A 19,207-nucleotide genomic window follows, 5' to 3' on the forward strand; every position below is an offset into this window, starting at 1 on the left:
CCATGCTGCCCACACTGCGTCAAGACCTGACGCTGCACCCCGGCCCGGCCGACGACAGCGGGGCACCCACCTGGACGCTGCACGACCCGGCCGCCAACAAGTTCTATGAACTGTCATGGCCGGCGTTCGAGATCCTGTCGCGCTGGTCGCTGGGTGATCCGCAGGCGCTGCTCGATGCCGTCAACCGCGAAACCACGCTCACCGTAGATGAAGATGACCTGGAAGCGGTCGGGCAATTCCTCAGCTACCACAGCCTGCTGCTGGCATGGCGTGCGGACGATACCGCCAGGCTGGACAAGATGGCCGCCGCGCATCGCACCAGCAAGGCCATGTGGTTGCTCAAGCACTACCTGTTCTTCCGTGTGCCGCTGGTGCGGCCCATGCCGCTGCTGCAACGTTTTTCACCGTGGGTGGAATGGGCGTACAGCCCGCGCTTCTGGTGGGCGGTGGGCATGGTGGCGCTGCTGGGGCTGTACTTCGTATCACGCCGCTGGGATGAATTCACCCACACCTTTTCTTCGTATGCCGGGCTGCAGGGCCTGCTGGGCATCGGCATTGCGCTGTCTTTCGCCAAGGTGCTGCACGAGCTGGGGCATGCGTTCACCGCATATCGCTATGGCTGCCGGGTACCCACCATGGGGGTGGCTTTCCTGGTGATGTGGCCGGTGCTGTACACCGATACCAACGAAGCCTGGAAGCTGATGCGGCGCGAAGACCGCCTGAAAATCGGCGCCGCCGGCATCCTGGCCGAGCTGGCACTGGCCGCGTTCGCCACACTGGCGTGGAGCTTTTTGCCCGATGGGCCGCTGCGCGCCGGCGTATTCATGCTGGCCACCAGCACCTGGCTGCTGACGCTGGCCATCAACGCCAGCCCTTTCATGCGCTTTGATGGGTACTTCCTGCTGGCAGACTGGCTGAACATGCCCAACCTGCATGACCGCGCCTTCGCGCTGGCACGCTGGTGGCTGCGCCGCTGGCTATTCGGGCTGGACGACCCGATGCCGGAGCCCTTCCCGCCCGGTCGCCGCCGCTTCCTGATCGCGTTTGCGTTCGGCACCTGGCTGTACCGGCTGGGCTTGTTCCTGGGTATTGCGCTGACTGTTTACCACCTGTTCTTCAAGGCACTGGGCCTGGGACTGCTGTTCATCGAGCTGGGCGTATTCATTGCCATGCCCATCATCCGCGAACTGCGCGTATGGTGGCGGCGACGAGACGACATCCAATGGAACCGGCAATCCCGGCGCGCGGTGGTTCTGTTCGCCATGCTGCTGCTGTTCATCTTCCTGCCCTGGCGCGGTGCAATCCAGGCGCCTGCAGTGCTGAGCGCCAGCCAGAGCCAGGCACTCTATAGCGTACAACCCGCCTATGTAAAAGGTGCAGCAGTGGCTGCCGGGCAGCAGGTGAGCGCAGGCCAGTTGCTGGTACAACTGGTATCACCGGAGCTGGATTTCCACTTGCAGGCCGCACAGGCACGCGCGCAGCAATTGCAATGGCAGGTGGAGCAACAGCCATTTACCGACAAGCTGCAGGGTGAGGGCGATGTATTGCGCCGCCGCTGGGTGGCCGTGCAAGCCGAGGTATCAGGCCTGGCAGAAGAGCGAAAACGGCTGGAAGTACGCGCGCCATTCGATGGTCGCGTGATCGATGCCAACCTGTTTCTTGCGGATGGTGCCTGGCTGGCCCGTGGCGAGCAGCTGTACCAGATCATTGGCGAAACCGGTGAGCTGAAAGCAGAAGCCTTTGTCGGTGAAAGCGATCATGCTGCGCTGGCAGCGAACAGCAAAGCGGTATTCATTGCCAACCTGCCCGAATTCGGCGCAATACGCTGTAACGCCGCACAAAGTGATGACGTCAACGTGGCGGGGCTGGAACAGAACTATCTCGCCAGTACTTTTGGCGGGCCGATCGCGGTAACACGCAGCCACCACAATGGGCTTGCTCCCACCAATGCCATTTACCGGGTACGGCTGACGCAGTGCGACCGCCGCGTGTTGCCAAGGGAGTTACCCGGTACGGTGATGCTGTCACGCCAGCGGCAAAGCCTGGCCGGTGAAGTCTGGAACAAGCTGCTGGTGCTGATGCAACGTGAACGCGGTCTGTAGCCCCCCGTCATTGCCAGTCGCCGGATATCGAACCGCACCGGTAGCGTGGCGCGGCCTTGGTGGCAAGGTCAGGGCAATGGCTCATGAAAGAGCGCCGCAATCAGATCGGATTGCGTCACCATCCCGACCACTCTGCCTGCCGGATCAGCCACCGGCATATGGTGCAAGCCGCCATCGGAAAATGGCCGCACCAGCGATGTGATCAGATCCTCCGGGCGGGCAGTGATGACTTCCGTTGTCATCACCTGCCACACCCTGGTGCCCGCGTCGTCCGGGCTGAACTGTGCGGCGAGCAGATCATGCAGCGAGACGATGCCCACCAGCTGTGCATCCTCACCCAGCACGGGCAGTGCCGAAAAGCGGTGCTGCTGCAGTTTTTGATAGGCCAGCGCAACCGGCGTATGGGCGTCGACCGTGATGACATCCTTGGCCATGAAATCGGCACAACGCAAGGTGCCGAAGCGGCGCTGGTGCGCATGCATCTCTGCCTGCAGCAGGATTTCCTGCAAATCTGCTTCGTTAATGTCGAAGAGCCCGCCGTGCTGGGCCAGCACCGCATGCAGGTCTTCCCGCGAGACGCCGGAGCGCTCGATCGGCGGCAAATCTGCCGTAGCATGACTGGTGGGTATCGGTACACGATGTGGATAAGGCCGCCCGGCCAGGTTGTTGAACAGGATAGCGAGCGCAGCAAGCAGCAGCGAATTGAGCAGGACCGGGTGCCACACAAAATGGAAACCCAACTGATGGACCGCCGGCCCGCCGAGTACCGCCGTCAAGGCAACCGCGCCACTGGGTGGATGCAAGCAGCGCAAAGGGAACATCACGCCGATGGACAGCGCGACTGCACAACCCACCGCCAGCATCTGATCGGGAATCCACTGCGCACATGCAACGCCAATCGATGCGGCAACCAGATTGCCGCCAACGATGGACCAGGGCTGCGCCAGCGGGCTGGCCGGCACCGCAAACAGCAATACTGCCGATGCGCCCATCGGGGCAATGAACCACGGGCTGGCTTGACCCAGCGCGGATCGGCTGATCCATTGCGTGAGCAGCATGCCCAGGCAAGCACCAATGCACGCGACCAGCCGGTCACGCCCGCCCGCCATTGCAGCCTGTGGCCAGAAACCACCCCAGCCCCTGAAACCTGTTTGCATCTATTTGACCTTGATTCATGCCCGCGCATGGGGCGTTTCTCGACGGTCGAAAATATATCATATTGTGATATATTTGCTCATCTATCTGCTTTCTTCGTAAAGTTCACGGATGTCGAGCCAAAATCTTCCCCCGCTGCACAAGGCGCAGTATGAAGCGCTCTCGGAATTTCGCTACCAGCTGCGGCGCTTCATCCATTTCAGTGAATCCGCGGCCAAATCTGCCGGTCTGACACCCTTGCAATATCTGCTGATGTTGCATGTGCGCGGCTTTCCCGGTCGGGACTGGGCCACCGTAAGTGAATTGGCTGAACGATTGCAACTGCAGCATCACGGTACCGTCGCGCTGTTGTCGCGTTGCGAGGATGCGGGCTTGGTGCGACGCCAGAAAAGCGAGGTGGATCGCCGCCAGGTAGAAGTGCACCTGCAACCCAAAGGCATGGCCTTGCTGGCGCAACTGGCGGCGCTGCACGAGCTGGAACTGCAATCGCTGCGGGGAACGTTCCAGGTGGCGCAAATCACCGCGTTCAACGATGTAGATGCGGCCGCTCCGGCCAAGGAGTAAGCCGCGATGGCATTCAGACGCGATTACACGGTCAACCGGCGGCTGGTATTGCTCTCCGGCCTGGCCATGCTTATCGGCATCGCCAGCACTTTGGCGGCCAAGCTGCTCATCCTGCTGATCCGCTTCTTTACCAACCTGTTCTTCTTCCAGACCCTGTCGCTGGCTGAACACTCCCCTGCGCAACACCACCTGGGTTGGTGGGTCATCGTCTTGCCGGCCATTGGCGGCCTGGTTGTCGGGCTGATGGCTCGTTATGGCAGCGAGAAGATACGCGGCCATGGCATTCCGGAAGCCATGGAAGCCATCCTGTTCGGCAAAAGCCGCATGTCTGCCAGGGTGGCCGTGCTCAAGCCGTTGTCGTCCGGCATCGTCATCGGCAGCGGCGGCCCGTTTGGTGCCGAAGGCCCCATCACCATGACCGGTGGCTCCCTCGGCTCCTTGCTGGCGCAATACCTGCACGTCAGTGCCGGCGAGCGCAAGACGTTACTGGTAGCCGGTGCCTGCGCTGGCATGACAGCCATTTTCGGTACCCCGGTTGCCGCCGTGCTGCTGGCGGTCGAGTTGCTGCTGTTTGAACTGCGCCCCCGCAGCCTGTTACCGGTTGGCCTGGCCTGTGCGGTAGCAGGCTTTCTCAGAACGCCGTTCTTCGAGGCTGGACCGCTGTTTCCACTGCAGACTGCACCGGTGCAGATGGCCGGGCTGGGCAGCTGCATTACCGCTGGCTTGCTGATTGGCCTGCTGGCGGTTTTCGTAACCTGGGCGTTGCATCAGGTCGAGGATGGTTTTGCCAGATTGCCCATGCACTGGATGTGGTGGCCCGCATTGGGTGGCCTCGCTGTGGGGCTGGGTGGCTATCTTGTACCCCGCGCGCTGGGCGTGGGCTATGACGTCATCGCTGATTTGCTGAACAGCCGGCTTGATCTGGCTGTCGTCGCCGTTCTGATCGGCATCAAGCTTTGCATCTGGCTGCTTGCATTGGGATCGGGCACATCGGGCGGGGTATTGGCACCCTTGCTGATGGTTGGTGCCGGGGTGGGCGTTTTACTCTCCCCCTGGCTGCCGGGGGGATCACCCGGGCTGTGGTCACTGGTATGCATGGCCGCCCTGCTTGGCAGCGCTTTGGGTGCGCCGCTGACTGCGGTGGTGTTCGCGTTCGGGCTTACGCACGATGGCGATGCCTTGCTACCCATCATGCTGGCCACGCTGGTGGCCTGGGGCCTCGCGACTTTATTGCAAGGGCGCTCCATCATGACCGGGAAAATTGCCAGGCGGGGGCTGCACGTCTATCGGGAATATGGCGTCGACCCGCTCGAGCGCAGCCACGTCGGAGAGTTGATGCAGCATGGCGTGGTGGCATTCAATGCCGGGCACACTGCAGGCTATGCGCAACGGATGCTGCGCGCGTCTGCCAGCAAGTTGCCTGCCTATCCGCTGGTTTCCCGGGGCAAGCTGCTTGGCATGATCGGCTCGGTTGATTTGTTTGGTGCTGCTGATGACGCGTTGTTGCTGGATCTGGTCAGCCAGGAAGCGGTTTTCCCCGCCTTGGCCTATCCGGAAGAGCCGGCCAGAGTAGCAGCTGCACGCATGAACCGGCATGCGTTGCAATGCTTGCCCGTAGTGACCTCGGCGGCCAATCACACCTTCCTGGGGCTACTGACAGCGAACGATCTGCTACGCCCCGGTGTAGAGGCATTTTCCCAGGAGAACACGCGCGAGAAGCTCCGCTAACGCCATGTTTGCGCCGCTGCATCGAACAGCGGCGCAATGATGGGTGTCAGGACTTGGGCACGCCGTTCGCGTCATATTCGGGCCAGAGGTTTTCCAGCTTCAATTCCTTGAGTGCGGCATTCTGGTACTTGGGTTCGATCCAGCCATTGATATCCACATCGCGGCGTATCAGTTTGAAGCGCCTGGCTTCATCAATGGATTTCCTGATGCTGGCCACATAGTAATCATCAAGGCGTGGATTGACGCGTTCTTTCAGCTTGTAGCTATCCCAGCTCTTCACGTAATCGCCGTAAGGGCTGGTGCCGGATTGACCCCATAACTTGAATAGCTGATCCCGATTCTTTTCATCCGAATCCCACGCGGCCTGCTTCAGCAGCGCGGTAACGACACGCTGCACGATTTGCGGATATTTTTTCTCGAATTCTTCTGACACCCAGATTGTTCCCACGCTGGTGATCTTGGGGTCACGCGGAATCTCGAATAGCCGCTTGGCAATGCCGCGCGCTTCCAGATCAAAAGGGGTGGTGATATAGCCTTCAATATCCTTGGTTGCCAATGCTGCTTTGGCAGTCTCGGTATCCATGCTGATGACCTTGAAGTCTTTCTCGGTAAAGCCATATTTTTCCAGCACGCGGCCCAGCGTCAACTGCCCTGCAGTCCCTTTGAAAACAGCAATCCGTTTTCCCTTCAGATCAGCCAGGGTTTTTGCAGGTGAATCGGATGGCACCACGAAATAGGTATTGCCCAATCGGCCATAGCTCAGAATGATCTTGTGCTTGAGGCCGGTGGAACGCCCCACGATCAGCGGCAAATCACCATGACCGGCAAAATCCACCAGGCCATTGGCAAATGATTCATTCACAGCCGGGCCGGCACCCGGATAGAAGTTCCATTTTACCTTGATGCCATCCGCCTTGAACTCCTGCTCCAGCACGCCCTTGATATGCGCAGTAGCCAGAAAGCTGCCGGTGCCGAGCGGACGCCCGCCCGAGCCAGCGCCGGGGTAGGAAAAGCGGATTTCACCCGGTTTTTCCTCTGCTCCTGCAGGCAGGCTCCATGCAGCAAAAAGGGCGGCGCTGCCTAACAGCAATAATTTCTTGAAGGTGTTTTTCATTGAAGTACCTTGATGAATGGCGTGATGAAAGGAAAGCCGTTATTGGCTAGGAATGGTAAAAGCAGAACCGGTATCAATCGTCCGACTCTTGCTTACAAGGAAATACGCATCATCCGGAAATGCTCCGGCTACAATCTGTTTTCTGGCAAATGCAACAGCACAGCGCAGCACATCACATGCTCCACAGGCAGGCGCTGAACTGAAGCAGCATTTTCATCTTCAATTCCATCCGGTTCGCAGGCTGGCCGGCCCCGGATTGCCGATACCGCTTGCGGCTTTTCAATTCACCACCGGAAAACGGTGTAGGGAAATGAAGATATCCTGCAAATGCGCGCGCGACGGCAATACGCCCCATCGGGCATGACCAGCCCTTTTTCAGTACTGCCAGTGATATGTGCATTGTTATTCCCGCATGGATTAATCCAGCGCCACCTTGGCTGACCGATTCATGATTTCGATCTGATCCAAGCAGAACCCATGCCAGGCATTTTTTTACAGAAATACATCACAAAGTGATGTTTATTGTTGATTTTTGTACAGTGCGCACAATGGATTGAATAGAAACAGACATGCGATACGGTTGCGATTTCGCTGTGGAAAACGCATTGATACCCGGCTGCCGGGGTCAAAGATTCCGGTACACATGCCCCCGCATCTACAAGCACGGTCGGGCGCACGCCCACGCGTGCCATCCCTTGCATGCGTGCATTGCTTGCTTTGCCCGGCAAGTTGCACGAATCTGCAAAGCGAGCGAAAACCATGTGGCTGGCGCAGCAGCCTGGCGCTGATCCGATAAAAAAAAAGGCCCCTTACGGGGCCATCGTGTCTGTATCGCTGGTCAGTCTTTTGGCGGGTAATGCACTTCGTAGCGATGCTCCACCCTGTTCCACGAAGCGCGCGCAGCCAGGCTGCCTTCCTCCCAATCCAGATCGGACTGATCACGGTTGCGCTCGTATTCCAGACGAAGCTCCTTCTCTACTTCGTCAAAACTGCGACCTTCGTAACGCACACGGCCTTCATAGCCAGTGCGGTAGGCCTCACGATATTCCTCGAAACCATGCACATTGTCGAAGTAAGGCTGCACATGGTGATGTTCGCGCCAGTAGGCCTCTTCCTCGCTGGGGTTGACCTGCTCGGCCAGCGCCTTGCCGGCCCATCCCCCTGCTACCGCACCAATAGCGGCGCCTGCTGCCATGCCCAGCGGGCCTGCCACCGCACCCAATGCAACACCGGCGGCCACTGCGGCGCCGATACCCACTGCGCCACCGGCTACTGCACCGGTAGCGGTACCGGCAGGGTGAAACGCGGTTTCACCGGTCACCGGGTCCTTGTTGATGGTACGTTCAACTTCCGGGCGGTTATCGCCAGCGATATCAGACATGATGAACTCCTTGGGCGTTTCGGGTTTGAATGGATACGTCCGTGTGGATATGTACTACCTGCATGCAAAGCGGATTTATTTGCCAGCCTTGTCACGCAGGGATTTGGCCTTCTCTTCACCAGCAAAATGGCGCATGTAGTCATTGTTGGCATCGTGATCGGTGACCGACGCCGGCACGTCCTCACCTGCCGCCGGCTTGCCCGATGCGGCAATGTCCATTTCCGGCGGGCGGATCTGGTCACGCGGTGGCGCCGCGCCGTACTCGTCGTCGTGGTTTGCAGTCGGTTTTCCCAGCGGCTTTTTCAACCCTTCTCCGCGCTGCAGGCCGCTGTTGGGCGCGGTGCCGTCCGGGTAGTTGGAATCGAAATTGCTCTGCGTGCGCCGGTTTGAAGCAACCGGCTGGCCCTGATCGTTTTTATCCGGACTATCCTGATCCGGTTGATCCAGCTTCGGCTGGTCGGCCAGTGCCTGCTGTGCTGCCAGCGCTTGTTGCGCCGGTACACTGCGTTGCGGATGCGTGCTGTGATTGCGGGGCTGTGTCATGACGGCCTCCTTGTGATCATGGTCACATCATTGCCCAGCGATGCACGCACCGGCAGCGGCAGGCGGATGACTTTGCTGTGGGATACGGCCTGCCATGCGCGGGGGCGCGATAACTGGTCGGGCTATGCATCCGGTGTGGCAATTGATCCCACAAACCGATGCGCCGCCGACCTATGGTCGCCAATGGTCTCCGTGGTAGCGTAGCGACATCGCTACGCACGGAGTTTCGACATGGCAACCCAGGCAAAACCCCAAGAAGTGCCGGCAAACCAGCATACCGATCAACATGATGCCGACAGCCCCCATGGCATGGATGCCAACAACAGCGAAACCCACCAGCGGCAGGATGCCTGCATCGCTGCAGCGCATGAACACAAACCGCACAATGTACCGCTGCAAAGCAGCGGCGAAGAAGATGCCGACTGGGATCCGGACAGCAAGGGTTTTTCCGGCCGGGAGGTTTGAACCGCCCCGCGCAGCGCGCAGATACGGCCATGTTAATATCCGGCATGGCATCGATACTCCGGGCTGGCATGGCCGACCTCTCCAGCAGCAAGGCGCGCAATGCGCACGGATAGCAGGCTTTCGCGCATGCTGCATGTGCTGCTGCACATGGCGCGCCATGATCAGCCCTATACCTCGGAACAGATTGCCAGAATGCTGGGCACCAACCCGGTAGTGGTACGGCGCACCATGGCGGGGCTGCGCAAGGCTGGCTATGTGAGTTCGGAAAAAGGCCACGGTGGCGGCTGGACCATGGCCTGTGACTTGCAGCAAGTCACGCTGCTCGATATCCACAACGCAGTGGGCGGCCCGAAGATTTTTGCCATCGGTGCCGGTGACGACAACCCAGCGTGCGGGGTTGAGCGGGTAGTCAACGCCGCGCTCGAGCAAGCGCTGCAGCAAGCCGAAGCGCTGCTGATCGCCCGGCTGGGCATCATTACGCTTGCCGATCTGGCGCGGGACTTCAGCGCGCTCTGCGTGACCGACCAGCATGCTGGGGGCACGCCGGAAGCTGCCTGACCCGGCGGGCAAGACTGGTAGCCCCCCTTCCCGGCCACCATCCTCGGCACTTCAAACCATTCAGGCCTGCCCGAAAATCAGCGCACGATGGGCTGCAGTCCCTGCCATCACGCCATCCCCCACTGCCAGCGCCAGCGAGCCCGCCGCCCGTGCGGCATCACCGCAGGCAAACACGCCCGGCACACTGGTTTCGCGGGTGGCATCGGTCTTGATGAAGTCACCTGTAGGCCCTGCTTCGAATTCGCAACCAAGTTGTGCGGCGATATCGCTGGCCACGCGGGTTCTGGTCAGCGTGAACAGCCCCTCCAGCGCGATGCTGCGGCCATCCTGCATCACCATCACCGCACGCTCGCCGCTAATCTCGCGGATCAATCCGTCCTCGATGGCGACGCCGCGCTGTTGCAACTGCTGCAGTTGCGCGTCGTCCGGCGTGAATGCGCCATTCAGGAACAAGGTAGTCGGCCCCCAGTCAGGCAACATCAACGCGTGGTGCAGGGATAACGGCGAGCTTGCCAGCACACCAAGCGGCTTTTGCTGCAGTTCATAGCCGTGGCAATAGGGGCAGTGGAAAACACTGCGGCCCCAGCGCTCCGCCAGCCCGGGCACCTCCGGCAACTGATCGATCACTCCCGTTGCCAGGATCAGCTTGCGGGCGAGAATGGCAGGTACTTGCTGCGCGGAGAGCAGAAAGCCGCCCTCCACCACACTGGCCCGCTCTGCCCGGGCATCCAGCCAGCTCACCGTGCCATACGCCCGCAACTGCGCGCGTGCCGTAGCTGCAATCGCGGCAGGATCAGCGCCATCCTGCGTCAGAAAGCCGTGCGAGTGCTGTGCAAAGCGGTTGCGGCGCGCCCCCGTATCCAGCACCAGCACGCTCTGGCGTGCCCGCGCCAGTTGCAGCCCGGCCGACAATCCCGCGTAACTGCCACCAATGATTGCAACGTCGTACTGCATGGTGTTCTCCTGCTCATGGCTTAACATGTAACTTTATATATTACATGAAAAACAAAAGCAACGAAGCCGCTGCGGTAATGAAAACGACCGATGCTGCAGTGCCCGGCGCACTGCCACGGCAGCGTCGTTTTGGGCACCCCGCATTGCACAAACGGCACTATGCTGAAGGGGCGCGGGCGAAAGGAGACGGGTCGGCATGGGGTGGAAAAGGCACTGTTCGGGCGTACTGGCATGGCTGGGCATGATCTGCGTGGCATTGCCAGCTGCGGCAAGCACCACGGTCACGTTCCTGACGCTGGAGTACCCGCCCTACACTTCCGAATCCATGCCCGCCCAGGGGGCGATGCTGGAAGTGCTGAATGGCGCGCTTGCCGGCAAGGGTTACGACATTCGCGTGGTGTTCCTGCCTTGGGCGCGTGTCCCGCTGGAACTCAGGCAAGGCAATGCCGACGGAGTATTGCCTTGCTGGCAAAGCGAAATCGGCTCGTTCGGCCTGCAGGCCAGCATGGCGGTGTTTGAAAGCCGCCTGGGCTTCTACGTGCGCGATACGCAGGCAGCCACACAGAAAACCGATTTGCCCTCATTGCACGGCAAGAAGATCGGTACCGTCCGCGGTTATGGATATCCGGATAACCTGCTCAACGCCGGGCTGATACTCGAAGCCGTCAATGACGACGAAACCAACCTCAAGAAACTGGCCAGCAACCGTATCGATACCGCAGCCATGGAACACGCGGTGGGTGAATACCTGATGTCCAGCCGGAAGACGTGGTCATTGAATGCCAATGTGCGCTGGCAAGAGCCCGCCTTTGCCAGCATCCCGCTTTATTTCGGCATCGTCCCCGGCCGCCCCGGTGCAGCCAAGCTGCTGCGCGACATCAATGAAGGCATCGAGCAGATGAAGCGCGATGGCCGTTTTGCCAGCATCACCCAGCGCAATGTGCTGGATCTGCCGGGCGCGGCCAAGCGCAGGGGCAATGTGGCCAATCCGCCGCAGTAACCGAATCTGCATCCCGGGCATTCGTCGGATACCAAAACGATGCGCTATCAGCATGATTTGCCTGCATTGCACCGCTACTGGGTGCACCAACGCAAAAACCCCCTTGGTTTCCCAAGGGGGTTTTTTGTATTCGCTGGCGGAGAGACGGGGATTCGAACCCCGGATAGGCTATTAACCTATACACGCTTTCCAGGCGTGCGACTTAAACCACTCATCCATCTCTCCACGAGAGGAGGCCGAACTATACCCCAGCAAGGCGGCTTTGCCAAGCAAAGCCCGGGAGCAGTAAACACCAGCATTGCTTCCAGCATCGATGCACCGGCACGGTGCAAATCATTGACCCCTGCGAACGTGGGGACGCATTGACCGCCCTCCAAGCCCGGCCTTTGTAACTACGCGCCCAGCCCGGCTGCCTTCCATCTTCCTCGAAACCCCGCCATTGCTTGGTTGCGCCGCCTGCCCACGCTTCATGCATCGCAATCCACCATCCGTCCGCAAGCCGTAAGGGGAATCACGTAGTGCTATTCCAGTCGCTACATTTCTCTGTTATAAATCGCTCCCACACAGGCTGATTACGTTTTAGCAAACACATCAGCACCACTTGAGTGCACAGGCTTGGGGCCACTGCAGCAGGTGCAGCAAAGGAGAGCGCATGACCCGCGTACTGGTAGTCGGCAGCATCAATATGGATCTGGTGGTGGAAACGCAAACCTTTCCCCGCCTGGGCGAAACGCTGTTGGGCGAACGCTTTGCTACCTATCCCGGCGGCAAGGGCGCCAATCAGGCGGTGGCAGCAGCACGGCTGGGTGCAGCGGTCACCCTGATCGGCTGCGTGGGTAATGATGCATTTGGCGCACAGCTGAAAGCCGGCCTCGCGGCCCAGGGCATCGATACCCGCTGGATACGCGAAGCGGCCACCGCAGCCACCGGCATTGCCGCCATCACGCTCTGCCAGGCGGATAACGCCATCGTGGTGGTGCCCGGTGCCAACCAGTTGCTGGGGCCGGCCGATCTGGATGCAGCGGAAGCGGCATTTGCCAGCTGCGATGTAGTACTTGCCCAGCTGGAAGTGCCGCTCGCTACCGTGCAACACGCAGCGGCACTCGCCAGCAAACACGGCAAGCCGTTCATCCTGAACCCCGCGCCTGCAAGCGCCCTGCCTGCAGCACTGCTCGATCAGATCACCCTGCTCACGCCGAATGAATACGAATTGGCGGTGGCGCTGGGCGAACCGGATGCCGAATGGCAAACGCTGCTTGCCGCGCTGCCCGGTGGCGTGGTGATGACCAAGGGCGCGGGGGGTGCCTATTTCAGCGATGCCGACGGCACCATCCAGCACCAGCCCGGTTTCAAGGTAACGCCGGTGGATACCACCGGCGCGGGCGATACCTTCAACGGTGCGCTCGCCGCATTCTGGCACCTGGGCCTTGCCGAGGCGGCATGGCGCGCCAGTGCCGCCGGTGCACTGTCGGTCACCAAGGCTGGTGCGCAAGGCGGCATGCCGCGCCTGACCGAACTGGATGCCTTCCTTCGTGATGGCCTGCAACACGCAGCCAGCACCCGATCCTGAACCGCACGGAAGCGAACCCCATGAAAAAATCAGGCCACCTCAACCGTGATATCAGCCGTGTGCTGGCGGGTATGGGCCATACCGACTGCATCGTGATTGCCGATTGCGGCCTGCCGATACCACCCGGCGTGGAATGCATAGACCTTGCACTGCAATTGGGGGAACCGGGCTTTCTGCCGGTACTGGAAACACTGCTGGCCGATTTCCAGACCGAACGCGCGGTGTTCGCCTGCGAGGCACTCGAGCACAACAGCGCGGTCACCACCCGCGCCACCGCCATGGCGCGTACCGGCGTCGCCGTCGATTTCGTGCCGCACGACACCTTCAAGACACTGTGCCGCGAAGCCAAAGCGGTGATCCGCACCGGGGAGGCCACGCCGTACGCCAACGTGATCCTCCATTCCGGCGTGATTTTCTGATCCGCCCAAGGGAACCGACATGCAGATCACCATGCGCGGTATCAGCAAGGCTTTCGGGCCGGTGCGGGTGCTGGAGGGCGTCGATTTCACGCTGGCTGCCGGCGAAATCCACGCGCTGATGGGCGAGAACGGCGCGGGCAAATCCACGCTGATGAAAATTCTGTGCGGCGTGTATCAGGCCGATGCCGGCACGCTGACCATCGATGGTGCCCCGGTCACCATCCGCAACACCACCGATGCGGAAGCACTGGGCATTGCCATCATCCATCAGGAACTGAACCTGATCCCGCAATTGTCGGTGATGGAAAACCTGTTTCTGGGCCGCGAGCCACAGCGCTTGGGCATCGTCGACAGCCGCCGCATGCGTGCGGAGGCCAGCGAGTGGCTGGCCCTGGTTGGCGCCGGACAGATCGACCCCGCGGCAGAGGCCGGCAGCTTGTCCATCGGCCAGCAGCAGCTGGTGGAAATCGCCAAAGCGCTATCGCTGAATGCGCAGGTGCTGATCATGGATGAGCCCACCGCGGCCCTCACCGAGCGCGAGATTGAAACGCTGTTCGCCATCATGGCAGACCTGAAAAACCGTGGCGTGGCGATTGTTTACGTCTCGCACCGCATGGAGGAAATTTTTGCGGTATGCGACCGGATTTCCGTGCTGCGCGATGGCCGCTTCGCTGGCGAGCGGGTGATCGCGCAAACCGGTTTTGATGAAATCGTCCGGCTGATGGTGGGCCGCGAGATCGGTGATCGCTTTCCGCGCCGCGCTGCCCAGCCGGGCGCGCTGCGCTTGCAGGTGCGCGAACTGGCAGACGACGGCAACATCGCCGGCATCAGCTTCGAGGTACGCGCGGGCGAGGTGCTGGGCGTGGCCGGGCTGATGGGCGCCGGGCGCAGTGAAATCCTCAAGACGCTGTTTGGCGTCAACCGTAAAACCCATGGCGATATCGTGCTCGATGGCGTGGCGCTGCAGGCGAGCAACCCTGCGGCGGCCATCGCCGCCGGCATCGGCTTCGTTACCGAAGACCGCAAAAGCCAGGGGCTGGTGCTGGGCATGTCGGTGCGCGAGAACGCCACGCTGGTGCATCTGGATGAATACGCCAGCGCCGGCATCGTCAACAGCCGTGCCGAGCGCGCAGCGGTGAACCAATTGATTGCCGACCTGCATATCCGCACGCGGGATGCAGAACTGGACGTGAAGTCGCTGTCCGGCGGCAACCAGCAGAAGGTGGTGTTCGCCAAATGGCTGGCGCAGCCCCCCAAAGTGCTGCTGCTGGACGAACCCACGCGCGGCGTGGACGTGGGCGGCAAGGCCGAGATCTACCACATCATCAACCGGCTGGCCGCCGCCGGTACCGCCATCGTGATGGTGTCGTCCGAATTGCCCGAAGTGCTGGCGATGAGCGACCGCATCCTGGTGATGCACCAGGGCCGCCAGGCCGGCGTGTTCGACGCCGCCACTGCCACGCAAGAATCCATCATGACCGCCGCAACCGGCGGCAACTGAACGAGAGCACCATGACGCCCCAACAAAAAGCCACGTTGCAAAAACTCGGCCCCTTCATCGCGCTGCTGATCGTCAGCGTGGGCCTGAGCGTGATGAGCCCGGATTTTCTCACCGTGGGCAACCTGATGAATGTGCTGCGCCAGGTATCGATCAACGCGCTGATCGCATTCGGCATGACGCTGGTGATTCTGCTGGGCGGTATCGACCTGTCGGTGGGCTCCATCCTCGCCGTGTCGTCGGTACTGACCGCCATGCTGATGAAAGCCGGCTGCGACCCACTGCTGGCCACGTTGATCGGCATTGCCATCGGTGCGCTGATGGGCTCGATCAATGGCCTGGTGATTGCCAAGGGCAAGGTGGCGCCTTTCATCGCCACGCTGGGGATGATGACGGTGCTGCGTGGCCTGTCGCTGGTGTTTTCCAACGGCAGCCCCATCACCGGCTTTCACAGTGACTTCTTCAGTCTGCTGGGCGGGGGCTATATCGCCGGGCTGATGCCGATCCCGGTGGTCTGGACGCTGCTGATGTTCGGCGTGTTCTGGTTCGTACTGAAAAAGACCGTGTTCGGCCGCCACGTGTATGCCACCGGCGGCAATGCCGAGGCGGCACGCTTGTCCGGCGTCAAGACCGACCGCATGCAGATCGGCGTGTACACGCTGTCTGGCACCATGGCAGCAATGGCCGGCGTGGTGCTGACCTCGCGCCTCAACTCCGCGCAGCCCACCGCCGGTGCCGGTTACGAGCTGGATGCCATCGCCGCCGTAGTGCTCGGTGGCACCAGCCTGACCGGCGGGCGCGGCTGGATCTTCGGCACGCTGGTAGGGGCGCTGCTGATCGGCGTGCTCAACAACGGCCTCAACCTGATGGGGGTGTCGTCGTTCTATCAGCAGGTGATCAAGGGCGTGGTGATCCTGCTGGCGGTATTGCTTGACCGGGCTGGCAAGAAATGACCTCTGCGCTACTCGCAAACGGATAAACAGCAACAGGCAACGCCCATCAGGGCATCAACCGGGCAGCGCCACAGCTGCCCTGAAAATACCAACCTCTTCGAGGAGTCACCATGAAACGCTTTATTCCATCCCTGCTCGCCGGCTTGCTGGCTGTCGGCCTGATCGCCTGCTCGAAACAGGGCCCGGACACTGCCGCGGCAGAACCCGCATCCGCACCTGCAGCGCAAGGTGGCGCCAGCATCGGCCTGTCCATCTCCACCCTGAACAACCCGTTCTTCGTCTCGCTGCGCGACGGCGCTGCCGCTGCCGCCAAGGATGCCGGCGTCAAGCTGATTACCGTGGATGCGCAGGATGATCCGGCACGGCAGATCGCCAGCGTGGAAGACCTGATCCAGAAAAAGGTCAGCGTCATCCTGATCAACCCGACCGATTCGGATGCCGTGGCCAACGTGGTCAAGCAGGCAGAAGCAGCCGGTATCAAGGTGATTTCGCTCGACCGCAGCGTAAACGGCGCCGAAGTCAGCGCGCATATCGCCTCGGACAACGTGGCCGGCGGCAAGATGGCGGCCGGATACCTGCTGGAAAAAATCGGCAGCAAGGGCAATGTCGTCGAGCTGGAAGGCATTGCCGGCTCCAGCGCCGCCCGCGAGCGCGGCCTGGGTTTCCACTCGGTGGTCGATGGCAAGGCGGACGTGAAGCTGGTAGCCAAACAACCGGCTGATTTTGACCGCGCCAAAGGCCTGTCGGTGATGGAGAACATCCTGCAGGGCAACAAGAACGTGCAAGGCGTGTTCGCCCACAACGACGAAATGGCCCTGGGCGCCCAGAAAGCCATCGAGGCCGCGGGCGTGAAAAACGTGGTGGTGATCGGCTTCGATGCCACGCCGGATGCCGTTGCCGCAGTGAAAGCCGGCACCCTCGCCGCCACCGTGCAGCAAAAACCTGAACTGATCGGCAAGATGGGGGTGGAAGCCGCCAAAAAGCTGATCGACGGCCAACCGGTAGAGAAATCCATCCCGGTGCCGCTGGATCTCGTCAAACAGTAAGGCCCTGCCGACTATCCCGCATTCGTTCTCCATCCTCGGAACGACACTTGGCCGGTGCACTTGCACCGGCTTTTTTTCGCATTGCGCTACACTCTGTAACCAGCAACAGCACGACTACAGGATATACCGGCAGTGACCCAGTTTGAACGCCTGACCATCGACGACATCGCCCGCCTGGCCCAGGTATCGCGTACCACCGCCAGCATGGTGCTGAACGGCCACGCCGAGCGCTACCGCATTGCCAAGGCCACCGTGGAGCGCGTGCTGGCCGTAGCGGCCGAGCACCGCTTCAGCCCCTCGCAATCGGCACGAGCGCTGCGCAGCAAGCGCAGCGGCACGCTGGGCCTGGTGGTGCCGGAGCTGACCAACTTTGCGCACGCCAGTCTCGCACAGGCACTGGAAACGCAAAGCCGTGCCGCCGGCTACCAGTTGCTGATCGTCACCAGCGATGATGATCCCGAGCGGGAAATGGCCGGCATTACCCAACTGGTATCGCGCCAGGTGGAGGGGCTGATCGTGGTGCCCAGCAGCAGCGATGCCGCGCGCTACCAGCAATGGGTGCGCCGCGTGCCGCTGGTGTTTGCCGACCGCCGTGTGGAAGGTAGCGATATTCCTTTCGTGGTGACCGATGCGGCCGGATCGGTCACTGCGCTGGTCAATGGCGCGCTACGCGCCGGCTGTGACGAGGTGGTGTACTTCGGCGGCCAGTCCGACCTTTCCCCCAGCCGCGACCGGCTGGCCGGCTACCGCGCGGCGCTCACCGCAGCGGGCAGCAGCGAGCATGATGACTGGGTATTCCAGCGCGATTACTGGCGCAGCTCCGGCCAGCAGCTGATTACCGAATGGCATGCCACGCATGGCCGCTACCCGCAGGCGTTGTTTACCGGCTCGATCACCTTGCTGGAAGGGGTGCTGGCGCAGTTGATTGCGAGCGGCGGCTTGCTCGGCGCCCCCCGGCTGATGACATTCGATGATCACCCGCTGCTCGACTGCCTGCCACTTCCGGTGGATGCGGTGGGCCAGGACAGCGCAGCCATCGCCGCTGGCAGCCTGGCAGGCGTGCAGGCGTTGATTGCAGGCACCGCAGCGCAATCGCAATGGATACCGGCGGTGATCAAAACACGGCGGCAGCAAGGCTGAAACCGCCATTGATCCGGTGTTGCGTGGCCTATCGTCGCGCGGCACCGGATCAAGCGCGGCAAGCCTATCCGCAATTGGCAAGGCGATTACATCAGCCAATCCGCATATGGCGATGAATACGCACTATTCACATTACCAATGCAGCGATTGGCCGGAATCAATCCGGCCATTACATGCGATCAAACAGATGTTCAATTCGTAACAATCATCATGCCATCCGCATGAAGCCAATCAGCACGCGCATTTGCGCCTGATTCAGGCTGTATATCCCCACCCACTGTCGCCACTGTATGTAAAAAATGCCGATATCCGCGATTGCCGCTTATGCATAATCGGTTTCAGCAACGCAGTAGCCGCAACCCGCGCTGGCACTGCATTGCAGCAAAACCAGAACAAGGGTTGCCTGCCTTTGCAGACGCAGCCCATAGCGCCACCACAAGGAGTCAGTCATGAAGAAAATGCTGTTTGCGCTCGTGGCCATTACCGCCGCCACGGCAGTATCCGCAGCCGATGTGGGTATATCGGTCAATATCGGCGATCCCAATTTCTATGGACAAATTGCCATCGGCAATTACCCGCGACCGCAAGTCATTTACCAGGAGCCCGTTGTGGTGGTGAAGGAGCGCCGCTATTACGAGCCGGTCTATATGCGTGTTCCCCCCGGCCATGCACAGCGCTGGCGCCAGTATTGCGGCCAATATAATGCATGCGGACGCCCGGTGTATTTCGTGCGCAATGAGTGGTACAGCAATGTGTATGCGCCGCGCTACCGCGAAGATCACCGCGGGCCACCACCGCGCCGCGACGATGATCGCCGTGGCAATGACCGGGACCGCTGGGACCGTGGACATGACGATCACCACGACCATCGCGACCATGATCGCGACGGCAGGGATGACCGCTGGCGCCGTGGTTGAACCACGGGTCCATGCATCGATATCAGGTGGACGAGCCGGGATTGACGGCTCTCCCACGCATTGCCGTCCTGGCACCCGCCATCAGCCGGCACATGCCGTA

19 protein-coding genes and 1 tRNA gene are annotated in these 19,207 nt (G+C 61.1%); 13 read left to right on the plus strand and 7 right to left on the minus strand.

Annotated features, from left to right (window positions below; translation table 11 throughout):
- Positions 1 to 2 precede the first annotated feature (2 nt).
- Entirely contained in the window at positions 3 to 2,102 is a 2,100-nt protein-coding gene (locus tag IGB42_RS17210) for an HlyD family secretion protein (protein WP_159673958.1), read from the plus strand.
- A 68-nt stretch (positions 2,103 to 2,170) separates the two neighbouring features.
- Here IGB42_RS17210 and IGB42_RS17215 read toward each other — a convergent pair whose 3' ends face one another.
- Positions 2,171 to 3,259, minus strand: coding sequence for an HPP family protein (locus IGB42_RS17215; RefSeq protein ID WP_159673960.1), 1,089 nt, complete (start codon positions 3,257 to 3,259; stop codon positions 2,171 to 2,173).
- A gap of 109 nt (positions 3,260 to 3,368) precedes the next feature.
- On the opposite strand from IGB42_RS17215, the gene IGB42_RS17220 reads away from it, so the two are divergent.
- Complete coding sequence (locus IGB42_RS17220) at positions 3,369 to 3,821, plus strand: MarR family winged helix-turn-helix transcriptional regulator (protein ID WP_159673962.1); 453 nt, start codon at positions 3,369 to 3,371, stop codon at positions 3,819 to 3,821.
- A 6-nt stretch (positions 3,822 to 3,827) separates the two neighbouring features.
- Positions 3,828 to 5,549: a chloride channel protein gene (locus IGB42_RS17225; protein WP_159673964.1), complete on the plus strand. Its 1,722-nt coding sequence runs from the start codon at positions 3,828 to 3,830 to the stop codon at positions 5,547 to 5,549.
- Positions 5,550 to 5,595: 46 nt separating this feature from the next.
- Here the strand turns inward: IGB42_RS17225 and IGB42_RS17230 are convergent, their stop codons facing one another.
- From IGB42_RS17230 to IGB42_RS17245, 4 genes are all read right to left on the minus strand, one after another.
- Positions 5,596 to 6,663, minus strand: a complete 1,068-nt coding sequence (locus tag IGB42_RS17230; RefSeq protein WP_159673966.1) for an ABC transporter substrate-binding protein — start codon at positions 6,661 to 6,663, stop codon at positions 5,596 to 5,598.
- Positions 6,664 to 6,835: 172 nt separating this feature from the next.
- Complete coding sequence (locus IGB42_RS17235; protein ID WP_159673968.1) at positions 6,836 to 7,063, minus strand: hypothetical protein; 228 nt, start codon at positions 7,061 to 7,063, stop codon at positions 6,836 to 6,838.
- Positions 7,064 to 7,501: 438 nt separating this feature from the next.
- Positions 7,502 to 8,044, minus strand: a complete 543-nt coding sequence (locus IGB42_RS17240; RefSeq protein ID WP_159673970.1) for a hypothetical protein — start codon at positions 8,042 to 8,044, stop codon at positions 7,502 to 7,504.
- Between the two features lie 75 nt (positions 8,045 to 8,119).
- Positions 8,120 to 8,587 carry a hypothetical protein gene (locus IGB42_RS17245; RefSeq protein ID WP_159673972.1) on the minus strand — a complete coding sequence of 156 codons (468 nt, stop codon included), beginning with the start codon at positions 8,585 to 8,587 and terminating at the stop codon, positions 8,120 to 8,122.
- A gap of 231 nt (positions 8,588 to 8,818) precedes the next feature.
- Here IGB42_RS17245 and IGB42_RS17250 point away from each other — a divergent pair, with 231 nt between their 5' ends.
- Positions 8,819 to 9,052 carry a hypothetical protein gene (locus tag IGB42_RS17250; RefSeq protein ID WP_159673974.1) on the plus strand — a complete coding sequence of 78 codons (234 nt, stop codon included), beginning with the start codon at positions 8,819 to 8,821 and terminating at the stop codon, positions 9,050 to 9,052.
- A gap of 99 nt (positions 9,053 to 9,151) precedes the next feature.
- Positions 9,152 to 9,610, plus strand: coding sequence for an Rrf2 family transcriptional regulator (locus IGB42_RS17255; protein ID WP_159673976.1), 459 nt, complete (start codon positions 9,152 to 9,154; stop codon positions 9,608 to 9,610).
- Positions 9,611 to 9,670: 60 nt separating this feature from the next.
- Here the strand turns inward: IGB42_RS17255 and IGB42_RS17260 are convergent, their stop codons facing one another.
- Complete coding sequence (locus IGB42_RS17260) at positions 9,671 to 10,564, minus strand: NAD(P)/FAD-dependent oxidoreductase (protein WP_159673978.1); 894 nt, start codon at positions 10,562 to 10,564, stop codon at positions 9,671 to 9,673.
- Positions 10,565 to 10,760: 196 nt separating this feature from the next.
- Here IGB42_RS17260 and IGB42_RS17265 point away from each other — a divergent pair, with 196 nt between their 5' ends.
- Positions 10,761 to 11,564 (plus strand): ABC transporter substrate-binding protein, encoded by an 804-nt coding sequence (locus tag IGB42_RS17265; RefSeq protein WP_159673980.1) that lies wholly within the window; start codon positions 10,761 to 10,763, stop codon positions 11,562 to 11,564.
- Between the two features lie 134 nt (positions 11,565 to 11,698).
- Here the strand turns inward: IGB42_RS17265 and IGB42_RS17270 are convergent.
- Positions 11,699 to 11,789: transfer RNA gene (locus IGB42_RS17270), tRNA-Ser, on the minus strand.
- Positions 11,790 to 12,216: 427 nt separating this feature from the next.
- Between IGB42_RS17270 and rbsK the strand changes: the two genes are divergently transcribed.
- The 7 genes from rbsK (at position 12,217) to IGB42_RS17305 (ending at position 19,107) form a co-directional block, all read left to right on the plus strand.
- Entirely contained in the window at positions 12,217 to 13,134 is a 918-nt protein-coding gene (gene rbsK / locus IGB42_RS17275; protein WP_159673982.1) for a ribokinase, read from the plus strand.
- Positions 13,135 to 13,154: 20 nt separating this feature from the next.
- On the plus strand, positions 13,155 to 13,553 hold the full coding sequence (rbsD, locus tag IGB42_RS17280; RefSeq protein ID WP_159673984.1) for a D-ribose pyranase: 399 nt from the start codon (positions 13,155 to 13,157) through the stop codon (positions 13,551 to 13,553).
- Positions 13,554 to 13,572: 19 nt separating this feature from the next.
- A complete protein-coding gene (locus IGB42_RS17285) occupies positions 13,573 to 15,054 on the plus strand; it encodes a sugar ABC transporter ATP-binding protein (RefSeq protein ID WP_159673986.1) in 1,482 nt (493 codons plus the stop codon).
- 11 nt (positions 15,055 to 15,065) lie between these two features.
- Positions 15,066 to 16,004 (plus strand): ABC transporter permease, encoded by a 939-nt coding sequence (locus IGB42_RS17290; RefSeq protein WP_174764229.1) that lies wholly within the window; start codon positions 15,066 to 15,068, stop codon positions 16,002 to 16,004.
- Positions 16,005 to 16,114: 110 nt separating this feature from the next.
- The gene (gene rbsB / locus IGB42_RS17295; protein WP_159673988.1) at positions 16,115 to 17,050 is read left to right on the plus strand and encodes a ribose ABC transporter substrate-binding protein RbsB; all 936 of its coding nucleotides are present in this window, start codon (positions 16,115 to 16,117) and stop codon (positions 17,048 to 17,050) included.
- A gap of 132 nt (positions 17,051 to 17,182) precedes the next feature.
- A complete protein-coding gene (locus IGB42_RS17300) occupies positions 17,183 to 18,190 on the plus strand; it encodes a LacI family DNA-binding transcriptional regulator (RefSeq protein ID WP_159673990.1) in 1,008 nt (335 codons plus the stop codon).
- A gap of 449 nt (positions 18,191 to 18,639) precedes the next feature.
- Entirely contained in the window at positions 18,640 to 19,107 is a 468-nt protein-coding gene (locus IGB42_RS17305; protein WP_159673992.1) for a hypothetical protein, read from the plus strand.
- The last annotated feature ends 100 nt before the right edge of the window (positions 19,108 to 19,207 follow it).

Origin of the sequence: Andreprevotia sp. IGB-42, assembly GCF_009848685.1 — a bacterium.
Taxonomy (GTDB): Bacteria; Pseudomonadota; Gammaproteobacteria; order Burkholderiales; family Chitinibacteraceae; genus Andreprevotia.

What these genes read in the sequence shown, in the direction of transcription:
- IGB42_RS17210 (WP_159673958.1), top strand. Translation starts at nt 3, where the DNA reads ATGCTGCCCACACTGCGTCAAGACCTGACGCTGCACCCCGGCCCGGCC.
- IGB42_RS17215 (WP_159673960.1), bottom strand. Translation starts at nt 3,259, where the DNA reads ATGCAAACAGGTTTCAGGGGCTGGGGTGGTTTCTGGCCACAGGCTGCA.
- IGB42_RS17220 (WP_159673962.1), top strand. Translation starts at nt 3,369, where the DNA reads ATGTCGAGCCAAAATCTTCCCCCGCTGCACAAGGCGCAGTATGAAGCG.
- IGB42_RS17225 (WP_159673964.1), top strand. Translation starts at nt 3,828, where the DNA reads ATGGCATTCAGACGCGATTACACGGTCAACCGGCGGCTGGTATTGCTC.
- IGB42_RS17230 (WP_159673966.1), bottom strand. Translation starts at nt 6,663, where the DNA reads ATGAAAAACACCTTCAAGAAATTATTGCTGTTAGGCAGCGCCGCCCTT.
- IGB42_RS17235 (WP_159673968.1), bottom strand. Translation starts at nt 7,063, where the DNA reads ATGCACATATCACTGGCAGTACTGAAAAAGGGCTGGTCATGCCCGATG.
- IGB42_RS17240 (WP_159673970.1), bottom strand. Translation starts at nt 8,044, where the DNA reads ATGTCTGATATCGCTGGCGATAACCGCCCGGAAGTTGAACGTACCATC.
- IGB42_RS17245 (WP_159673972.1), bottom strand. Translation starts at nt 8,587, where the DNA reads ATGACACAGCCCCGCAATCACAGCACGCATCCGCAACGCAGTGTACCG.
- IGB42_RS17250 (WP_159673974.1), top strand. Translation starts at nt 8,819, where the DNA reads ATGGCAACCCAGGCAAAACCCCAAGAAGTGCCGGCAAACCAGCATACC.
- IGB42_RS17255 (WP_159673976.1), top strand. Translation starts at nt 9,152, where the DNA reads ATGCGCACGGATAGCAGGCTTTCGCGCATGCTGCATGTGCTGCTGCAC.
- IGB42_RS17260 (WP_159673978.1), bottom strand. Translation starts at nt 10,564, where the DNA reads ATGCAGTACGACGTTGCAATCATTGGTGGCAGTTACGCGGGATTGTCG.
- IGB42_RS17265 (WP_159673980.1), top strand. Translation starts at nt 10,761, where the DNA reads ATGGGGTGGAAAAGGCACTGTTCGGGCGTACTGGCATGGCTGGGCATG.
- rbsK (WP_159673982.1), top strand. Translation starts at nt 12,217, where the DNA reads ATGACCCGCGTACTGGTAGTCGGCAGCATCAATATGGATCTGGTGGTG.
- rbsD (WP_159673984.1), top strand. Translation starts at nt 13,155, where the DNA reads ATGAAAAAATCAGGCCACCTCAACCGTGATATCAGCCGTGTGCTGGCG.
- IGB42_RS17285 (WP_159673986.1), top strand. Translation starts at nt 13,573, where the DNA reads ATGCAGATCACCATGCGCGGTATCAGCAAGGCTTTCGGGCCGGTGCGG.
- IGB42_RS17290 (WP_174764229.1), top strand. Translation starts at nt 15,066, where the DNA reads ATGACGCCCCAACAAAAAGCCACGTTGCAAAAACTCGGCCCCTTCATC.
- rbsB (WP_159673988.1), top strand. Translation starts at nt 16,115, where the DNA reads ATGAAACGCTTTATTCCATCCCTGCTCGCCGGCTTGCTGGCTGTCGGC.
- IGB42_RS17305 (WP_159673992.1), top strand. Translation starts at nt 18,640, where the DNA reads ATGAAGAAAATGCTGTTTGCGCTCGTGGCCATTACCGCCGCCACGGCA.